The following is a 17,219-nucleotide window of genomic DNA, read 5'->3' as shown; positions in this document are numbered from 1 at the left end:
GCTTCGTGCCATGCAGCGGCAATGATCCGCCTTCTCCAGAACCGCGCATGACGAGCGCGGACGTTCTCATCGTCGGTTCCGGCGCCGCCGGCCTTACCGCCGCGCTCAACCTCGCCGATCGCTTCAAGGTGACCGTGCTGGCCAAGGGCGCGCTCAACGAAGGCTCGACCGCCTGGGCGCAGGGCGGCATCGCCGCAGTGCTCGAACCCGGCGACACGTTCGACAACCACGTCGAGGATACGATGGTCGCCGGCGCCGGGCTCAACGATCGCGCGATCGTCGAATTCGTCGTCGAGGGCGCCCCGGCCGCGATTGCCCGGCTCCAGCAGCTCGGCGTGCCGTTCGCGCAGGAGGGCCCCGAAAACGGCGGCGCGCTGCACCTCACGCGCGAGGGTGGCCACTCGCACCGCCGCATCGTCCATGTCGACGACGCGACCGGCTGGGCGGTGCAGGTGGCGCTGCAACGCGCCGCCGAGGCGCATCCCAACATCACGCTCGTTCCCGACCAGGTCGCGATCGATCTCGCCACTGGCCGGCATGAGGAGCGCTATTCGGGCGCCGGCAACGTCTGGGGCGTCTATGCGGTCGACCGCACCACGGGGCGCGTGAACCTGTACACCGCACGCGCGACAATTCTCGCGACCGGCGGGGCAGGGCGCACGTACCTCTTCTCCACCGCCCCGCGCGGCGCGACCGGCGACGGGATCGCGATGGCGTGGCGGGCCGGCGCGCGCGTCTCCAACATGGAGATGATGCAGTTCCACCCGACTTGCCTCTACAATCTCGACGTCAAGAACTTCCTGATCACCGAGGCGGTGCGCGGCGAGGGCGGTCGGCTGATCAATCCGCAGACCGGCAAGCGCTTCATGACCTATTACGATCCCGAGCGGCTCGAGCTCGCCCCGCGCGACGTGGTGGCGCGCGCGATCGATGCCGAGATCAAGCGCTACGGGCTCGATTACGTCCATCTCGACATTAGCCACCAACCGGCCGAGTTCGTCCGCCACCACTTCCCCAACATCCATGAAAAGCTGCTCGGGCTCGGCATCGACATGACGACCCAGCCGATCCCGGTCGTCCCCGCGCAGCATTACACCTGCGGCGGGATCGTGATCGATCGCGACGGGCGCACCGATTTGCCGGGGCTGTACGCGGCGGGCGAATGCACCGAGAGCGGGCTGCACGGCGCCAATCGCCTCGCGTCCAACTCGCTGCTCGAATGCTTCGTCTTCGGCGAGGCGGCGGCCAAGCACATCGCGGCACATTGGGACGCGCTTTCCGCCGTGCCCGCGATCCGCCCATGGGACGAAAGCCGCGTCACCGATTCCGACGAAGAGGTCGTGATCAAGCAGAACTGGACCGAGATCCGGCGCTTCATGTGGAATTACGTCGGCATCGTGCGCACGACGAAGCGGCTCCAACGCGCGCAGCACCGCATCAAGCTGCTGACCGGCGAGATCGAGGATTATTACGGCCACTTCCGCGTCACGCCCGACCTGATCGAGCTGCGCAACCTGCTCCAGACCGCCGACCTGATCGTCCGTTCGGCGCTCCACCGCCACGAAAGCCGCGGGCTGCACTATACGCTCGACTGGCCCGAGACGCTGCCCGAGCCTGTCGACACCGTGCTCGTTCCGTGACCCGCTTCAGGCTTCGTAGCTCGTGAGGTCAGCCAAGTAACCACCGTCACCCCGGCCCCTTCGACGCCGCCTGCGGCGTTGCTCAGGACAGGTTCGTGCCGGGGTCCACCGTCCCGCAAGCCCGTCGGCATAGGATGCGCTGCGCCGTGGATGCCGGGACAAGCCCGGCATGACGATTAAGAGCGTCCCCTGACGCCCGTTCCCCCAATTAGCCATGTTCCACCGCGCGCAAGGCGCCGTTCATCGCAGAAGCGATAACATACGGTTTTCAATGACGCTTTCGCAGCTAGCGTGGTGATGGCGGCGAGATGGGGCAAATACGGGGCATGATCGGACGATTGATCGCGGTGGTGGCGGTCCTCGCTTTGGCGGGATGCAACGTCGAACCGCGTCCGTCGCAATCGTCCAAGGCGCCCGTGCAGGCCCCCGCTTATGTCGTCGCGATCCCCATTCCGGCGCCGCGCCCGCTGCCCGCCAGCAACGCGCCGCGCCCGATCGCGCTTGCGGTGCAGCAGCTCGTCCGCGACTTCCCGGGCACCGCCGGCGTCGCGGTCCGCGCGGTCGACGAAGGCTGGACGGTGCAGGCCAACGGCCGGCAGCGGATGCCGCAGCAGAGCGTCAGCAAATTGTGGGTCGCGATGACGGTGCTCGATCAGCGCGATCAGGGCCGGCTGCGGCTCGACGATCCCGTCACCATCACGCCCGCGGACCTGACGGTGTTCCATCAGCCGATCGCCTATCTGGTGAAGGGCGGGACGTTTCAGACGACTGTCGGCAATCTGCTGTTCCGCGCGCTGACGCAGAGCGACAACACCGCCAACGATCGCTTGCTGCGGGTCGTCGGTGGCCCCAGCGCCGTCCGCGCGTTCATCGAGCGCAAGCAATTGGGCGACATCCGCTTCGGGCCGGGCGAACGGCTGCTCCAGGCCGGCACCGCGGGGCTGACGTGGCAGCAGTCGATGAGCGTCGGCAACACCTTCTCGATCATGCGTTCGCGCCTGTCGCCCGAGGTTCGGTCGGCGGCGATGCAGGCGTATATCGCCGATCCGCCCGACGGCGCCGCCCCGCTCGCCATCGCCGATGCACTGGCGCGGCTCGCGCGCGGCGAATTACTGTCCGAAACCTCGACCCGGCTGATCATCAGCACGATGGAATCGAGCCGCACCGGCCGTGCCCGGCTGAAGGCCGGCGTCGCGCCCGGCTGGACGCTCGCGCATAAGACCGGCACCGGCCAGGAACTCGGCCGCCGCAACGCCGGCTTCAACGATGTCGGGCTGCTCACCGCGCCCGATGGCCGCCGCTATGCCGTCGCGGTGATGATCGGCGATACGATGCGCCCGATGCGTGATCGCCAGCAGCTGATCCAGTCGGTCGCCGCCACCATCACCGGCTACCGCGGCCCCGCGACGCTGACCTCGGCGGGCGAGGACGGCGAGGTCGGGAACTGAGCGCCGGCGAGCCCCACCCATCGTTTGTTCCCCGCGCACTGATCCGCTAAGCCGCGCGCCATGCCGCACCTCTACCTCGTCGACGGATCGAGCTTCATCTTCCGTGCTTATCACGTGCTGCCCAAGCTCACGAACAAGCACGGCGAGCCCGCCGGCGCGGTGTACGGCTACACCACGATGCTGTGGAAGCTCGCCAACGAGCTGCACAAGGCCGAGGGCCCCAGCCACCTGGCGGTGATCCTCGACAAGTCCGAACACACGTTCCGCAACGAGATGTACGATCAGTACAAGGCGCACCGCCCGCCCGCGCCCGAGGACTTGAAGCCGCAATTCCCGATGATCCGCGATGCCACGCGCGCCTTCTCGCTGCCGTGCATCGAGGAACTCGGCTGGGAAGCGGACGATCTGATCGCTTCGTACAGCAAGGCCGCGCTGGCGCAGGGCTGGCAAGTAACGATCGTCAGCTCTGACAAGGATCTGATGCAGCTCCTCACCGAACCGGGCATCGACATGCTCGATACGATGAAGGACAAGCGCTTCGGCCCCGAGGAAGTGGTCGAGAAGTTCGGCGTCGGCCCGGACAAGCTCGGCGACGTGCTCGCGCTGATGGGTGACAGCGTCGACAACGTCCCCGGCGTCCCCGGCGTCGGCCCCAAGACCGCCGCCAAGCTGATCATCGAACACGGCGACGTCGAAGGCGTCCTCGCCGCCGCGCCCGAGATGAAGAAGGGCAAGCTGCGCGACAATCTGATCGAGCATGCCGAAATGGCGCGCCTCAGCCGCAAGCTCGTGGCGCTCGCGTGCGACGTGCCCCTGCCGCAACCGCTCGACGAGATGGCGCTCGACGGCATCCCCGAAGCGCCGCTGCGCGCCTTCCTCGAGCATCACGGCTTCAAGACGCTGCTGATGAAGCTCGCCGCCGAGCAGAACGCTGGCGTCGATCCCACCCCGCCCGAGGCGACCGGCGTGCCGCAGGAGGAAGATCCGCCCTGCAACCACGACGGCTATGAGACGGTCGTGACCGAAGACGCGCTCGACCAATGGATCGCCGCCGCGCGCCACCAGGGCTGGATCGCGATCGATACCGAGACGACCGCGAAGGATCCGATGCTCGCCGAGCTGGTCGGCGTGTCGCTCGCGCTCGCCCCCAACCGCGCTTGCTACGTCCCCCTCACGCACGGCGGCAGCGACATGTTCGCCGAAAAGCCGGTGCAGATCGACCGCGACGTGGCGCTCGCCAGGCTCAAGCCGCTGCTCGCCGACCCGGCGGTGCTCAAGATCGGGCACAACCTCAAATATGATCTCACCGTGCTCGGCCGGCTCGGTGTCGACGTCGCGCCGTACGACGACACGATCGTCATGAGTTTCGCGCTCGACGCCGGCCTCCACGGCCACGGCATGGACGAGCTCGCCGCGACGCATCTCTCGCACAGCTGCATCGCGTACAAGGACGTGACGGGCAGCGGCAAGAAGGCGATCGGCTTCCACGAAGTCGATCTGAAGGCCGCCACCCGCTACGCCGCCGAGGATGCCGACGTGACGCTGCGGCTGTGGCGCCGCTTCCGCGCGCGGCTGCCGGTCGAGCGCGCAACGCGCGTGTACGAGATGGTCGATCGCCCGCTCGTGTCGGTCATCTCGCGGATGGAGCGCCACGGGATCAAGGTCGATCGCGAGCGGCTCGCCGGCCTCTCCGCCGAATTCGCCGGCCAGATGGTGCAGCTCGAAGGCGTGATCCACGGCATCGCCGGCGGCCCGTTCACAATCGGCAGCCCCAAGCAATTGGGCGACGTGCTGTTCGAGAAGATGGGCATCAAGGGCGGGCGCAAGGGGAAGAGCGGCGTCTATTCGACCGACGTGACCGAGTTGGAGCGGATCGCCGCCGACAAGGATTCGCCCGGCAAGGAAATCGCCGCGCGCGTGCTCGACTGGCGCCAGCTCTCGAAGCTCAAATCGACCTACACCGACAGCCTGCAGGAGCAGATCCACCCCGTCACCGGCCGCGTCCACACCAGTTACTCGCTCACCGGCGCGCAGACCGGCCGGCTGTCATCGACCGATCCCAACCTGCAGAACATCCCGATCCGCACCGAGATCGGCCGCCAGATCCGCGACGCCTTCGTGGCGGAACCGGGCAACGTCATCCTCGCAGCGGATTATTCGCAGATCGAGCTGCGCCTCGCCGCGCACATGGCCGATGTGCCAGCGCTCAAGGACGCCTTCGCGCGCGGTGACGACATCCACTCGATGACCGCGCAGGAACTGTTCGGCACGGTCGATCGCGACACCCGTGGCCGCGCCAAGACGATCAACTTCGCGATCCTCTACGGCATCAGCCGCTGGGGCCTCGCCGGCCGGCTCGACGTGACCGCGGACGAAGCGCAGGCGATGATCGACCGCTATTTCGAGCGCTTTCCCGGCATCAACCGCTACATCGCCGAAACGCTATCGGCGGTGCGCGAGCAGGGCTTCACCGAGACGTTGTTCGGCCGCAAGACGCATTTCTCGCGCATCGCCTCTAAGATCCAGCACGAGCGGCAAGGCGCCGAACGCGCCGCGATCAACGCCCCGATCCAGGGCACCAGCGCGGACATCATCAAGCGCGCAATGGCGCGGATGGAGCCCGCGCTCGCCGATGCCGGGCTGACGGGCACGCGGATGTTGCTGCAGGTTCACGACGAACTGGTGTTCGAAGTGCCGGAGGGCGAGGTCGAAGCCGCCAAGCCAGTGATCGAACGGGTGATGGCGACCGCCGCGGAGCCCTCGGTGAAGCTCGATGTGCCGCTGGCGGTGGAAATCGGTGTTGGTTCCAGTTGGGGAGCGGCGCATTGAACGCGCAGCGCGGCAGCCGGCCGCGTCCGGATGACACGCGCCAGCGCGGCCGGCGGGCAACGCCCGTCCGACGACGCGGCTTTGCCGCGGCGTGCATGACGGCAAATTGTCTGGTCAACGCCATTGCCTGAAACCACGCAGGATATCGCGCAACTCGCCAAGGGCGGCCGCACCAACATCGCCGGCTTCATCCTTCGGCTCGCAGCGCGGATCCCCTTCCTGTTCATCGCCGGCCGGCTCTACGGCCCCGATCTCGTCGGGCGCTTCGCCATCGCGGTCGTGGTGGTGGAGCTTGCCGCGCTTGTCGCCACGCTCGGGCTCAAGCGCGGCCTCGCGCAAGCGCTCAGCCGCACCGATCGACCGCACGTCCATGTCGTCTTCGATGGCATGGCGGTCGCCGGCATCCTGTCGCTGATCGCCAGCGCGATCCTGTGCACCTTCCCGCAGGTGATGTATCCCAACACGCCGATCACTGGCCTCGATCGCTGGTTGCCGCTGATCATCCTCGCGATCGCCTGGTCCGATGTCAGCCTCGCGGCGCTGGCGTATCGGCTGAACGTCAAGGCGGCGGTCACCGCGCGCGCCGTGGTCGAGCCGTGGACGATCTCGATCGCGGCCTGGATCTTTGCCTTCTTCACCACGCGCGACGGACTGGTGCTGAGCTATGTGGTGTCGATGATCGCTGCGCTGGTGGCATCGATCGTGCCGCTGCTGCGCAGCTATGGCTGGCCGCGCGGCTGGTCCCCACACTTCGCCGAGCTGCTGGCGCTCGCACGCGAGAACGTGCCGATCGCCGGCGCCGACGCGCTCGAATGGGGCACGCGCAACGTCGATCGCTTCATCCTGGGGGTGATGTTCGAGCCCAAGATCGTCGGCATCTATTATATGGCGCAGCAGGTCGCCTCGATCCCGGCCAAGCTCAAGACGTCGTTCGATCCGATCCTCGGCCCCGTCATCACCAAAAGCCTCGCCGCGGGGGACCGCACCGCGATCGCCAATCAGGTTCGGCAGGTCGCCTTCTGGATCGTCGCCGCGCAGGTCGGGCTGGCGCTGATGGGCTCGATCCCCGGCGAGGCCGTTATGGGGGTGGTCGGCCCGCAATTCGTCGTCGGCACCGCGGCGCTCGCCTTCCTGCTGATCGCCGAAGCGCTCGCCTCGACCGGGGCGGTGTGCGAGACCGCGCTGGTCTATATCGCGCGGCATCGCAATCTGATCATCTCGGCGGTGATGCTCGCGTTCCAGGTGGTGCTCAGCATCGGGATGATCTTCGCGATGCGCGCGCTCGGCTGGTCGACCAATGCCCAGGCGGCTGGGCCGGCAGTGGCGTTGATGGCGAGCCTCGCGCTCACCTCGGTGATCAAGGCGCGGCTGCTGCGCCAGATCCTCGCCGCGCCCGTCTCGCCGCTGCGCTGGCCGCTATTATGGGCGGCGCTCGCCGCCGGCATGGTCGGCGGCGCGTTCACCGCCTTGCCCAAGCGTTTCGAGTGGGCCGAGATCGTGATCGGCGTGCCGTCGATCGCGATCGTCTACCTCCTCATCCTGTGGCATTGGGCCTCCGGCCCGGCCGACCGCGCCCTGCTGCGCCGCATGCCACGCGCCGACGAGGCGACGCTGCCCAACCTTGGCGCGCCGACGCGCTGATTTGGATCGTCACCCCGGGCTTGACCCGGGGTCCCGCTTTCTCTTCTGGCCGGGACAACGAAGCGGGATCCCGGGTCGAGCCCGGGATGACGGAAAGAGAGTATCGATCTTGAACACCACCCCAACCACCGGCCTGCGCCTGATCCCCGTCACCGAAGGCATCTGGGATGGCTGGCTGCGCTGGCCCAGCGTCGATCCGTTCGAGGATCACGCCGGGCCATTCTATGCGCGCCACGACGATGCCGGCGCGATCGTCTGCGGGTTCCGGCCGGAGGCGAAGAACAACAACGGCGGTGGCAACGTGCATGGCGGCGCGCTGCTCACCTTCGCCGATTTCGCCTTGTTCATGTTTGCCTCGGCCGTGCTGCCCGAATTCCACGGCGTCACCGCGACGCTGAACGCCGAATTCGTCGGCGCCGGCCGAGCCGATCGCTTGCTCACTGCGCGCGGCGAGGTGGTGAAGGCGGGTCGCAGCATGATCTTCGTGCGCGGGCTGATCGATGACGCGGGCGATCCCGTGATGAGCTTCTCGGGAGTCATCAAGAAGATCACGCGCAAGTGACGATTAGTGCCGTTTACGGTCGGTTCCTGCGCGACGCCGGTCGCGTCTCAAGCGTTGACGGGGTGGTTCATGAGATAGCCACCTCGCAGGAGCTATCGCTCGGCGTGCCCTACCCGGACCCTCGATGACACGTCCCACCCGCCGCCAGTTCCTGCGCGATGCTACCCTCGCTTCTGGCGGGGTGGCGCTGCCGTGGATGCCGGCCTGGGCGCAGCCGGTTTCGGCCGGGATCGCCACGCCGCTGCCGACGCTCACCGGTCCCGATGTCGCGCTCACCGTCGCGCATCATGCGATGACGATCGATGGCAAGCGCAGCCACGCGATCGCCATCAACGGCACCGTGCCCGCGCCGCTGATCCGGCTGCGGCAGGGGCAGACCGCGCGATTGTCGGTCACCAATCGGCTGGCCGAGGATACGTCGATCCACTGGCACGGCCTGCTGGTGCCGTTCCAGATGGATGGCGTGCCGGGGATCAGCTTTCCCGGCATCCGCCCCGGCACCACCTTCACCTACGAATTTCCGCTGCTCCAGGCCGGCACCTATTGGTATCACAGCCACTCGGGGCTGCAGGAACAGATGGGGCATTACGGTCCGCTCGTGATCGATCCCGAGGGCCCCGATCCGATCGCCTCGGATCGCGAGCATGTGATCGTCCTGTCGGATCATTCGCCGCTGCATCCGCACGCGATCTTCCGCCGGCTGAAGCTGCAGGGCGGCTATTTCAATTTCCAGAAGCAAACGCTCGGCGGGATGCTCGCCGGCCGCGGCCAGACGGCGAAGGAACGCGCCGAATGGGGCGCGATGCGGATGGACCCGACCGATGTGTCGGACGTGACGGGATCGACGTACACTTTTCTCGTCAACGGCTACGGCCCGGCGGATAACTGGACCGCGCTGTTCGCGCCGGGCGAGCGGGTGCGGCTGCGCGTCGTCAACGCCTCGGCGATGACGATCTTCAACGTCCGCATCCCGGGGCTGAAGCTTACGATCGTCCAGGCCGACGGTCTGGACGTGCGCCCGGTCGCGGTCGACGAATTCCAGATCGGCGTGGCCGAAACCTATGACGTGATCGTCGAGCCCGTCGAGGCACTCGCCTATACGCTGGTGGCCGAGGCGTCCGATCGCTCCGGCATGGGCCGTGCCACGCTTGCCCCGCGCGCCGGCATGGTTGCCGCCGTCCCCGCGTTGCGTCGCCGCCCGCTCGCGACGATGAAGGACATGGGCATGGGCGGAATGGCCGGCGTGGATCACGGCGCTGGCGACGCCGCCTGCCCGCCGGAGCACGCCGCGATGGGGCATTGCACGCCGTCGGGCGGGATGGCGATGGATCACAGCATGCGCGATTTCGCCAACGCGCCCGAATTGCCCCGCACGCCGACGGTCCAGACGATCTCGCCGATGCCGGTCGACCGCACCGGCGAGCCGCCGCAGGGCCTTGCCGACGCCGGCCATCGCGTGCTCGTGTACCGCGATCTCGTCGCGGTCGCGCGCAACCCCGACGTGCGCGTCCCTTCGCGGCAGCTCCGCATCCACCTCACCGGCAACATGGAACGCTATATGTGGGCGTTCGACGGGGTGAAGCTGAACGAGGTGACGGCGCCGATCCCGTTCCGCGCCGGCGAGCGCGTCCGCGTCACGCTCGTCAACGATACGATGATGGCGCACCCGATCCACCTGCACGGCCATTATTTCGAGCTGGTCACCGGCCACGGCGATCACGCCCCGCGCAAGCACACCGTGAACGTCGCGCCAGGCGGCACCGTCACCTTCGATCTCACCGCGGACGCGGTCGGCGACTGGGCGTTCCACTGCCACCTGCTGTATCACATGCATGCCGGCATGATGCAGGTCGTCACCGTTCGTGCGGAGCCGGCGGCATGATCGTGCTGGCGATGGCGCTCGCGGCAGCTGTCCCGCAGATCCCCGCTACCTGCGCTCCCGAACATGCCGCGATGGGGCATTGCAATGTCGCTCCGGTAGATTCCGCCCCGAAAAGCCCCGATCCGGCCCCGGGAAATGCCTCCCCACCGCCCCCGCCGACCGATCGCGCCGCCGCCCGCTTCTACGATCCGGCCGCCGTCGCGGCCGCCGATCGCGCGATGCGCAAGGAACATGGCGGGATGCAATTCGGCCAGGTCTTCTTCAATCTCGCCGAGGTCCAGATCCGCAACGGGCGTGATGGATATCGCTGGGATGGCGAGGGCTGGTTCGGCGGTGATCGCGATCGCCTCGTCGTAAAGTCCGAAGGAGAGGGCATTTTTCGCGAGCGCGTCGAGGCCGCGGAAGTCCAGGCGCTCTACGCCCGCGCGCTCGATCCGTACTGGAATCTGCTGGCCGGTGTCCGCCAGGATCTCGCCGCCGGCCCGCGCCGTACCTACGCCGCAGTCGGCGTGGAGGGCCTCGCGCCCTATTGGTTCGACGTCGAAGCCACCCTGTTCCTCTCCGACAAAGGCGATGTGCTGGCCCGCGCCGAAGCCTGGTACGACCAACGCCTCACCCAACGCGCCATCCTCCAGCCACGCGTCGAGGTGAACCTCGCGGCGCAGGACATGCCCGCCAGCCGGATTGGCGCCGGCCTGTCGCAGGCCGAAGTAGGCGTGCGCTTGCGCTATGAAATCGCGCGCGAATTTGCGCCTTATGTCGGCGTATCGTGGGAACGCCGGTTCGGAAACACCGCGCGGTTCGCGCGCGCGGATGGCGAAAGCACCGGCGGCTTTGCCCTGGCACTAGGCGTGCGCACCTGGTTCTAGGCGTTGCGGAGCAGCTTCGTGAGCGCACCGTCGAGCGCTGACAAGAACCGCGATCGATCCTCCTTCGCAAACGGCGCCGGCCCCCCGATCCGATCACCCCCCGCCCGCAGATCGCTCATGATCGCGCGCACCGCCACGGCATTGCCGATCGAGCTGCTGGTGAACGACTTGCCGTTCGGCGCGATGACGGTGGCGCCCGCCTTCAAGCAACGATCCGCGAGCAGGATATCCGCGGTAACGACGACTGCGGCGGCATCAGCGCGCTCGGCGATCCAGTCATCGGCCGCATCGAATCCGCTATCCACCACCACGCGCGCGATCAGCGGGTGCGCCGGCACCCGGAAATGCGCATTGCTGACGATCGTTACGGGCACGTTTAGCCGATACGCGACGCGATACACCTCGTCCTTCACCGGGCAAGCATCGGCATCGACGAGAATCTGCGGTGAGAGCATCGCGCCGCTCTGCCACATCACGTGCGCCGCGCGAAGCGTCGGTGCTCGAGCTTGCCCGCCGCTCACGCCGGTGGAAAGATGGCTGGCATAACAGGATGAGGATGACCAACCATGGCAACGCTCGATACCCGGCACCTCGTCGATCCCGAACTCGCGCCGCTGCTCGACGCTTGGCCCAACGTCGAGCTGAGCGTGGAAATGCTGCCGGCAATCCGCGCTCGCTCGCTGCCGCGCCCGCCCGCCCCACCGGTCGATGTCCGGTTCGATCGGATGGAGGCGCCTGGACGCGACGGAGCGCCTGCCGTGCCGCTCCATGTGTATCGCGCGAACGGCGCCGATGGTGCGCTGCCGTGCATCCTGCACCTTCATGGCGGCGGGTATGTCGCGGGCAAGGCTAGCGAACTGACCGACATTCACCGCGCGCTGGCGGCGGACCTCGCCTGCGCGATTGTCTCGGTCGATTATCGCCTTGCGCCCGAGACGTGCTTCCCCGGCAATGTCGAGGATTGCTACGCCGCGCTCGATTTCGTGATGCGCGAGGCAGACGCGCTGGGGCTCGATCGCACGCGCATCGGCGTGATGGGCGAAAGCGCGGGCGGCGGGCTGGCCGCTGGGCTGGCGCTGCTCGCGCGTGATCGCGGCGAGCATGCGCTGGCGTTCCAGCATCTGATTTACCCAATGATCGACGATCGCACCTGTACTGAGCCGCCGCACCCGACCGCGGGCGAGTTCATCTGGAACCGCGCCAAGAACGTGTTCGGCTGGACCGCGCTGCTCGGCCACGCCCCCGGCGGCGCGGACGTATCGCCCTACGCCGCCGCCGCGCGCGCCACCGATCTCGCCGGCCTGCCGCCGACGTTCATTTCGACCGGTGCGCTCGATCTCTTCGTCGACGAGGATCTGCTGTACGCGCGGCGGCTGATCGCGGCCGGTGTGCCGACCGAGTTGCACGTCTATCCCGGCGCGTTCCACGCCTTCAATCTCGTGCCGGGCGCGCGCACCGCGCAGCAGTCGAACCGCGACAGCCGCGAGGCGCTGCGCCGCGCCCTGCACGGCTAGGTGTCGAGGCTCAGTACCTAACCTATTTTAAGAAAAGCGATTTTCTCGGAATATCTGGCCTGCAACAAGGCTGTTTTCGGAACGGCCGCGTCGCACGCGTCGTTGAGGCGTCATCTTCAGGAGGATGGCATGGCCGATACGATCCACCAGACCAGCATAGAAAACGGACAGGCGGATGATTCGCCGGTCACGACTACCAAGAACAGATCCGACGCCGTCGAAGCTGCCACCGGCAGCTTGATCGACGCGCCCGCGGACGGCAACGCTGACACGTTGGTCGGCCGCACGGTGACGATCAACAAGCCGCGCGCAGAGCTATACGCTTACTGGCGCGACTTCCCCAGGCTCGCGACCTTCATGGAGAATGTCGAGCGGATCGAACCGCTGGATGATCGCCGCACGCACTGGGTGGTAAAGGCGCCAGGCGGCACCACCGTCGAATGGACCGCTGCGATCACCGATGAGCGTGAGGGCGAATACATCGCCTGGGCATCGGAAGAAGGCGCAGATGTGCCGAACAGCGGCCGGGTCGATTTCCGCGACGCGCAGGGCGATCGCGGGACGATCGTCACCGCGACGATCCTCTACGATCCACCCGCCGGCATCATCGGCAAGGTGATCGCCAAGATGTTCCAGCGCGAACCGGCGATCCAGGCGCGGCGTGATCTGCGCCGCTTCAAGCAACTCATGGAAACCGGCGAGATCGCCACCGGCGCGCGCAACCAGCGCCTGCTCGACGAAGGGAAGAACTGATGCGCGCTCTGGCCTGGCACGGGAAGCACGACGTGCGCGTCGATACGGTCGACGATCCCGAAATCCTCAATCCGCGTGACGCGATCATCAAGGTCACTTCGACGGCGATCTGCGGTTCTGACCTTCATCTCTACGACAATTACATCCCGACGATGCAGTCGGGCGACATTCTCGGCCATGAGTTCATGGGTGAGGTTGTCGAGACGGGCCCCAAGTCGACCCTGAAGAAGGGCCAGCGCGTCGTGGTGCCGTTCACCATCGCCTGCGGCTCGTGCTTCCATTGCGGCAAGCATCAATATTCGGCGTGCGACAATGGCCTGCCGGCCGACAATCAGGATATCGCGCAGACGATTTACGGCCAGCCGATGAGCGGGCTCTTCGGCTATAGCCATATGACCGGAGGCTATTCGGGCGGGCAGGCGGAATATGTCCGCGTGCCGTTCAGCGACGTCGGCCCGATCGTCGTTCCCGATGGCGTGCCGGACGAGCAGGTGCTGTTCCTGTCGGACATCCTGCCGACTGGCTGGATGGCGGCGGAGAATGCCGGCATCGAACCGGGCGATACGGTCGCGGTATGGGGCTGCGGTCCGGTCGGGCTTTTCGCGGTGCAGTCGGCGTTTCTGATGGGTGCAGCGCGCGTGATCGCGATCGATCATTTCCCGCATCGGCTGGAGCTCGCCAAGAAGTTCGGCGCGGAGACGATCAACTTCGAGGAAAGCGCGACCTACGAAGCACTGATGGAAATGACCGGCGGGATCGGTCCGGACGCCTGCATCGATTCGGTCGGGCTCGAAGCGCACGGCATGTTTGTCGACAACATCGTCGATCAGATCAAGGCATCGACTTTCCTCGGCACGGATCGCATCCACTCGATCCGGCAAGCGATCATCGCGTGCCGCAAGGGCGGGCGCATCTCGATGCCTGCGGTCTATGGCGGGTTCGTCGACAAGTTTCCGCTCGGCGCGTTCATGGAAAAGGGCCTGACGCTCAAGACCGGGCAGACGCACGTCCAACATTACATGCCCGCGTTGCTCAACGCGATCATGGAAGGGACGATCGATACGACCTTCCTGATCAGCCACACGCTGCCGCTCGAAAATGCGCCCGACGGCTACAGCATGTTCAAGAACCAGCAGAACGAGGTGACGAAGGTCGTGCTGAAGCCCGGGCTCGACCGCGTTACCCTTTGAGGAGCGATACCATGGCCAATAAACTTGCCATCATTACCGGTGCATCGACCGGAATCGGCTTTGAGCTCGCCTCCATCGCCGGGCGCGAAGGATACGATTTGATCGTCGTCGCCAACGAACCGCTGATCGACGCCGCGGCGCGCGATTTCGAGCAGTTCGGCACGCAGGTTCAATCGGTCGAGGCCGATCTGTCGACGATCGACGGCGTCGATCGCGTGCTTGCCGCCGCGAACGGACGCCCGATCGATCTAGTGTGTGCGAATGCCGGCAACAGCAAGGGCGGCGCTTTTCTAGATCAGAGCGTCACTGACTGGCGCCACTCGATCGACACCAACGTCACCGGCACCGTCTATCTGTTGCAGAAGGCATTGCAGCAAATGGTCGCGCGCAATTCGGGCAAGATCCTCGTTACTGGTTCGATCGCGGGCTACATCCCCGGCAGCTTTAACGCGATCTACAACGCGACCAAGGCGTTCATCGACAACTTTACCGAAGCGCTGCGCAACGAGATCAAGGATGTCGACGGCGTCACGCTGACGACCCTGATGCCGGGGCCGGTAGACACCGAATTCTTTGCCCGCGCCGACATGCTCGACACGCCGGTGGGGAAGAGCGAGGCGAAGGCCGATCCCGCGACGGTGGCGCAGGATGGCTGGGATGCGCTGATTGCCGGCAAGGGGCACATCGTGTCTGGCATCGCGAACAAGTTGCAGGTGCTCGCGTCCGGCGTCGTACCGCAAGCGGTGTTGGCGCAATTGCATCGCGGCATGGCCGAGCCCGGGTCAGACAAGGAGTAAGGCCTCGCCGGCAAATTAGATTTCTGGCGTGAACCAATCGGTCAGCACTCTTCGCTATGCGACATCCCCATGCGAAAGGATGCGCACCTAGGCGGCATACGGGCCCAAGTGATCGACTTGCCGTTAACGGCAGACGATCGCGCGGCGTGGGACAGTCTCGCCGCCACGGCGGGCACGGCCAATCCGTTCTATGACCCCGCTGGCGTTGCGGCCGGAATGTTGCTCCCGGAAGGCGGACGGCCTCGGTTATTGTTAGTCCGTGACGGCAGCGGACTGCTCGGCGCCTTGCCGATCACCGTTCAGCGACGCCGCGGTGTCGCGATGTACGTCGAAAATTGGGACCAGCGGCTGCGCGCTCTCGGCGAGCCACTGATCTACGACGGGGCCGAGGAGGAGTTCTGGCGCGTCGCCCTGCCGGCGCTCGCAGGCCTTCCCGGGCACTGGTTGCGACTGTCCGCGCTCGACGCCGAAAGTGCCTCGACGCGGGCGTTGTTCACGGTCCTGAAGCAGACTGGCGGAGCGCATTACGTTACCCGCCGCTACGGCCGGGCCGTGCTTCACCACGGGCTCAGCAGCGAGGAACACGCTGCCCAGCACGTCCGCGGCAAGGTATTGAAGGAGCACCGACGGTTGCGCGCGCGTTTGGCCGACCGCGGCGAACTTCGCTTCGATCGCCTTGCCCCTGATGCCGATTCTGAGCCTTGGATCGACGAGCTGTTCCGGCTCGAGGAGACTGGATGGAAGGGACGTGAGGGTGTCGCCGCCTCGGCCGACGCTGCCACGGAGGCCTGCTTCCGCCACCTGATCCTGGCGGCGCAGCGCGCGGACAACCTCGACTTTCATCGCATGAGCGTCGGCGGACAGCCGATCGCGATGCTCGCGAACCTCGAGCATGGGCGAGAGGCGTTCCAGCTCAAGATCGCTTATGACGAAGCGTGGGCGAGCTTCTCGCCCGGCGTGCTACTCGAAATGGCCTATCTGGCGTACGCGCTCGACGAACGCGGGCTGGCGCGGGTCGATAGCTGCGCGCGCGCCGGCCATCCGATGATCGACCGAATCTGGCCCGATCGGAGACAGATCGTGTCGCTCGTGGTGCCGCACGACCGCTGGTCGTCGCGCTTGCTCTGCCGTACGCAGGCCGCGTGGCGCGCGCGGCGGAAACCGGCGCTTAACCCTGCTGTGGAAGGATCGCCGGCATGACCGCGCCAGCATGTTTCGCCCCCGAAGGTCTCCGCGATTTCGCCGCCGCCTACCCGGGCGGATCGGCGCCCGTAGCGCATCGCCTGCACGATCATCCGCTGTTCCGGATCGACGCGCTGGCGGATCTCGCCGAGCGGCTGCCGGCGAGCCACGTCGAGCACAATCTCGGCAATCTCGCGGTCGATCAGCGACCCGATGCGATCCCCCGCGCGGCGCTGTCGCCGGGCGAGATCGTTCGGACATTGGCGGACAATGGCTGCTGGATGGTGCTGAAGAAGGTCGATGTCGATCCCGCCTATGCCGCGCTGATCAACGCATGCCTCGCCGAAATCGCGCCGGTCGCAACTCGCACGACGGGGGCATATCGCCGCCGCGAAGCCTTTATCTTCCTCTCCGCGCCAAACTCGGTGACGCCGTTCCACATGGATCCGGAGCACAATATCCTGCTCCAGATCGCGGGCAGCAAGACGATGCGCGTCTATCCCGCGGGTGACCTTTCGATCGTGCCGCAGACCGTCCACGAGGCGTTCCACCGTGGCGGCGCGCATCGCAACATGCGCCACGATCCCAAGTTTGACGCACATGCGCGCGATTTCGCGATGGGGCCGGGCCAGGCGGTGTACGTGCCGGTGAAGGCGCCGCACTGGGTGCAGAACGGGCCGGAGCCGTCGATCTCGTTCAGCATCACATGGCGCTCGCGCATGAGCGACGGCGAGGCACGGCTGCATCGTGTGAACCAGCGGATGCGCCGCCTCGGCATCGCGCCGGGGGCGCCGGGGGCGTCGCCCGGAACGGATGCGGCGAAGGTCGCCGGACACCGGCTGGTAAAAGGCGCGGTGGCCCTGGCGCGCCGCGCGGTCGGCAAGGAGCGCGATCGGGCGGCTTACTAGCGGT

Annotated in this window: 14 protein-coding genes; 13 read left to right on the top strand and 1 reads right to left on the bottom strand. The window is 66.8% G+C overall.

Annotation, left to right across the window (positions count from 1 at the left end; all coding sequences use genetic code 11):
* The first annotated feature begins 47 nt into the window (after window positions 1-47).
* The 7 genes from nadB to LLW23_RS06965 all read left to right on the top strand — a co-directional run bounded on the left by nadB (window position 48) and on the right by LLW23_RS06965 (window position 10,871).
* Window positions 48-1,640, top strand: coding sequence for an L-aspartate oxidase (nadB, locus tag LLW23_RS06995; protein ID WP_228948045.1), 1,593 nt, complete (start codon window positions 48-50; stop codon window positions 1,638-1,640).
* A 326-nt stretch (window positions 1,641-1,966) separates the two neighbouring features.
* Window positions 1,967-3,088: a serine hydrolase gene (locus LLW23_RS06990; protein WP_228948044.1), complete on the top strand. Its 1,122-nt coding sequence runs from the start codon at window positions 1,967-1,969 to the stop codon at window positions 3,086-3,088.
* Between the two features lie 60 nt (window positions 3,089-3,148).
* Window positions 3,149-5,917 (top strand): DNA polymerase I, encoded by a 2,769-nt coding sequence (polA, locus tag LLW23_RS06985; protein ID WP_228948043.1) that lies wholly within the window; start codon window positions 3,149-3,151, stop codon window positions 5,915-5,917.
* A 123-nt stretch (window positions 5,918-6,040) separates the two neighbouring features.
* A complete protein-coding gene (locus LLW23_RS06980) occupies window positions 6,041-7,558 on the top strand; it encodes a lipopolysaccharide biosynthesis protein (protein WP_228948042.1) in 1,518 nt (505 codons plus the stop codon).
* 109 nt (window positions 7,559-7,667) lie between these two features.
* Window positions 7,668-8,120 (top strand): PaaI family thioesterase, encoded by a 453-nt coding sequence (locus LLW23_RS06975; RefSeq protein WP_228948041.1) that lies wholly within the window; start codon window positions 7,668-7,670, stop codon window positions 8,118-8,120.
* Window positions 8,121-8,244: 124 nt separating this feature from the next.
* Window positions 8,245-10,002, top strand: coding sequence for a copper resistance system multicopper oxidase (locus tag LLW23_RS06970; protein WP_228948040.1), 1,758 nt, complete (start codon window positions 8,245-8,247; stop codon window positions 10,000-10,002).
* Window positions 9,999-10,871 carry a copper resistance protein B gene (locus tag LLW23_RS06965; protein ID WP_228948039.1) on the top strand — a complete coding sequence of 291 codons (873 nt, stop codon included), beginning with the start codon at window positions 9,999-10,001 and terminating at the stop codon, window positions 10,869-10,871. The genes LLW23_RS06970 and LLW23_RS06965 overlap by 4 nt, the downstream gene beginning before the upstream one ends.
* Here the strand turns inward: LLW23_RS06965 and LLW23_RS06960 are convergent.
* Entirely contained in the window at window positions 10,868-11,344 is a 477-nt protein-coding gene (locus LLW23_RS06960; RefSeq protein WP_228948495.1) for a YaiI/YqxD family protein, read from the bottom strand. The genes LLW23_RS06965 and LLW23_RS06960 overlap by 4 nt on opposite strands.
* A gap of 93 nt (window positions 11,345-11,437) precedes the next feature.
* On the opposite strand from LLW23_RS06960, the gene LLW23_RS06955 reads away from it, so the two are divergent.
* The 6 genes from LLW23_RS06955 (at window position 11,438) to LLW23_RS06930 (ending at window position 17,215) form a co-directional block, all read left to right on the top strand.
* Window positions 11,438-12,385, top strand: a complete 948-nt coding sequence (locus LLW23_RS06955) for an alpha/beta hydrolase (RefSeq protein ID WP_228948038.1) — start codon at window positions 11,438-11,440, stop codon at window positions 12,383-12,385.
* 129 nt (window positions 12,386-12,514) lie between these two features.
* Window positions 12,515-13,138, top strand: coding sequence for an SRPBCC family protein (locus LLW23_RS06950; protein WP_228948037.1), 624 nt, complete (start codon window positions 12,515-12,517; stop codon window positions 13,136-13,138).
* Window positions 13,138-14,328 carry a zinc-dependent alcohol dehydrogenase gene (locus tag LLW23_RS06945; RefSeq protein WP_228948036.1) on the top strand — a complete coding sequence of 397 codons (1,191 nt, stop codon included), beginning with the start codon at window positions 13,138-13,140 and terminating at the stop codon, window positions 14,326-14,328. The genes LLW23_RS06950 and LLW23_RS06945 overlap by 1 nt, the downstream gene beginning before the upstream one ends.
* A gap of 11 nt (window positions 14,329-14,339) precedes the next feature.
* Window positions 14,340-15,125 (top strand): SDR family NAD(P)-dependent oxidoreductase, encoded by a 786-nt coding sequence (locus LLW23_RS06940; RefSeq protein WP_228948035.1) that lies wholly within the window; start codon window positions 14,340-14,342, stop codon window positions 15,123-15,125.
* Window positions 15,126-15,233: 108 nt separating this feature from the next.
* Window positions 15,234-16,325, top strand: a complete 1,092-nt coding sequence (locus LLW23_RS06935; protein ID WP_228948034.1) for a GNAT family N-acetyltransferase — start codon at window positions 15,234-15,236, stop codon at window positions 16,323-16,325.
* Window positions 16,322-17,215 (top strand): cupin-like domain-containing protein, encoded by an 894-nt coding sequence (locus LLW23_RS06930; RefSeq protein ID WP_228948033.1) that lies wholly within the window; start codon window positions 16,322-16,324, stop codon window positions 17,213-17,215. The genes LLW23_RS06935 and LLW23_RS06930 overlap by 4 nt, the downstream gene beginning before the upstream one ends.
* Window positions 17,216-17,219: the final 4 nt, after the last annotated feature.

The sequence above is a fragment of the Sphingomonas radiodurans genome, assembly GCF_020866845.1.
GTDB classification, from domain to species: Bacteria; Pseudomonadota; Alphaproteobacteria; order Sphingomonadales; family Sphingomonadaceae; genus Sphingomonas; species Sphingomonas radiodurans.
Note: the sequence above shows the minus strand (reverse complement) of the source record. Positions and strands in the feature narration are given on the sequence as shown.

Bases quoted from the DNA above. Each gene is read 5' to 3' on its own strand.
- polA (WP_228948043.1), top strand. From the start codon at position 3,149: ATGCCGCACCTCTACCTCGTCGACGGATCGAGCTTCATCTTCCGTGCT.
- LLW23_RS06965 (WP_228948039.1), top strand. From the start codon at position 9,999: ATGATCGTGCTGGCGATGGCGCTCGCGGCAGCTGTCCCGCAGATCCCC.
- LLW23_RS06960 (WP_228948495.1), bottom strand. From the start codon at position 11,344: ATGTGGCAGAGCGGCGCGATGCTCTCACCGCAGATTCTCGTCGATGCC.
- LLW23_RS06970 (WP_228948040.1), top strand. From the start codon at position 8,245: ATGACACGTCCCACCCGCCGCCAGTTCCTGCGCGATGCTACCCTCGCT.
- nadB (WP_228948045.1), top strand. From the start codon at position 48: ATGACGAGCGCGGACGTTCTCATCGTCGGTTCCGGCGCCGCCGGCCTT.
- LLW23_RS06955 (WP_228948038.1), top strand. From the start codon at position 11,438: ATGGCAACGCTCGATACCCGGCACCTCGTCGATCCCGAACTCGCGCCG.
- LLW23_RS06990 (WP_228948044.1), top strand. From the start codon at position 1,967: ATGATCGGACGATTGATCGCGGTGGTGGCGGTCCTCGCTTTGGCGGGA.
- LLW23_RS06930 (WP_228948033.1), top strand. From the start codon at position 16,322: ATGACCGCGCCAGCATGTTTCGCCCCCGAAGGTCTCCGCGATTTCGCC.
- LLW23_RS06945 (WP_228948036.1), top strand. From the start codon at position 13,138: ATGCGCGCTCTGGCCTGGCACGGGAAGCACGACGTGCGCGTCGATACG.
- LLW23_RS06940 (WP_228948035.1), top strand. From the start codon at position 14,340: ATGGCCAATAAACTTGCCATCATTACCGGTGCATCGACCGGAATCGGC.
- LLW23_RS06950 (WP_228948037.1), top strand. From the start codon at position 12,515: ATGGCCGATACGATCCACCAGACCAGCATAGAAAACGGACAGGCGGAT.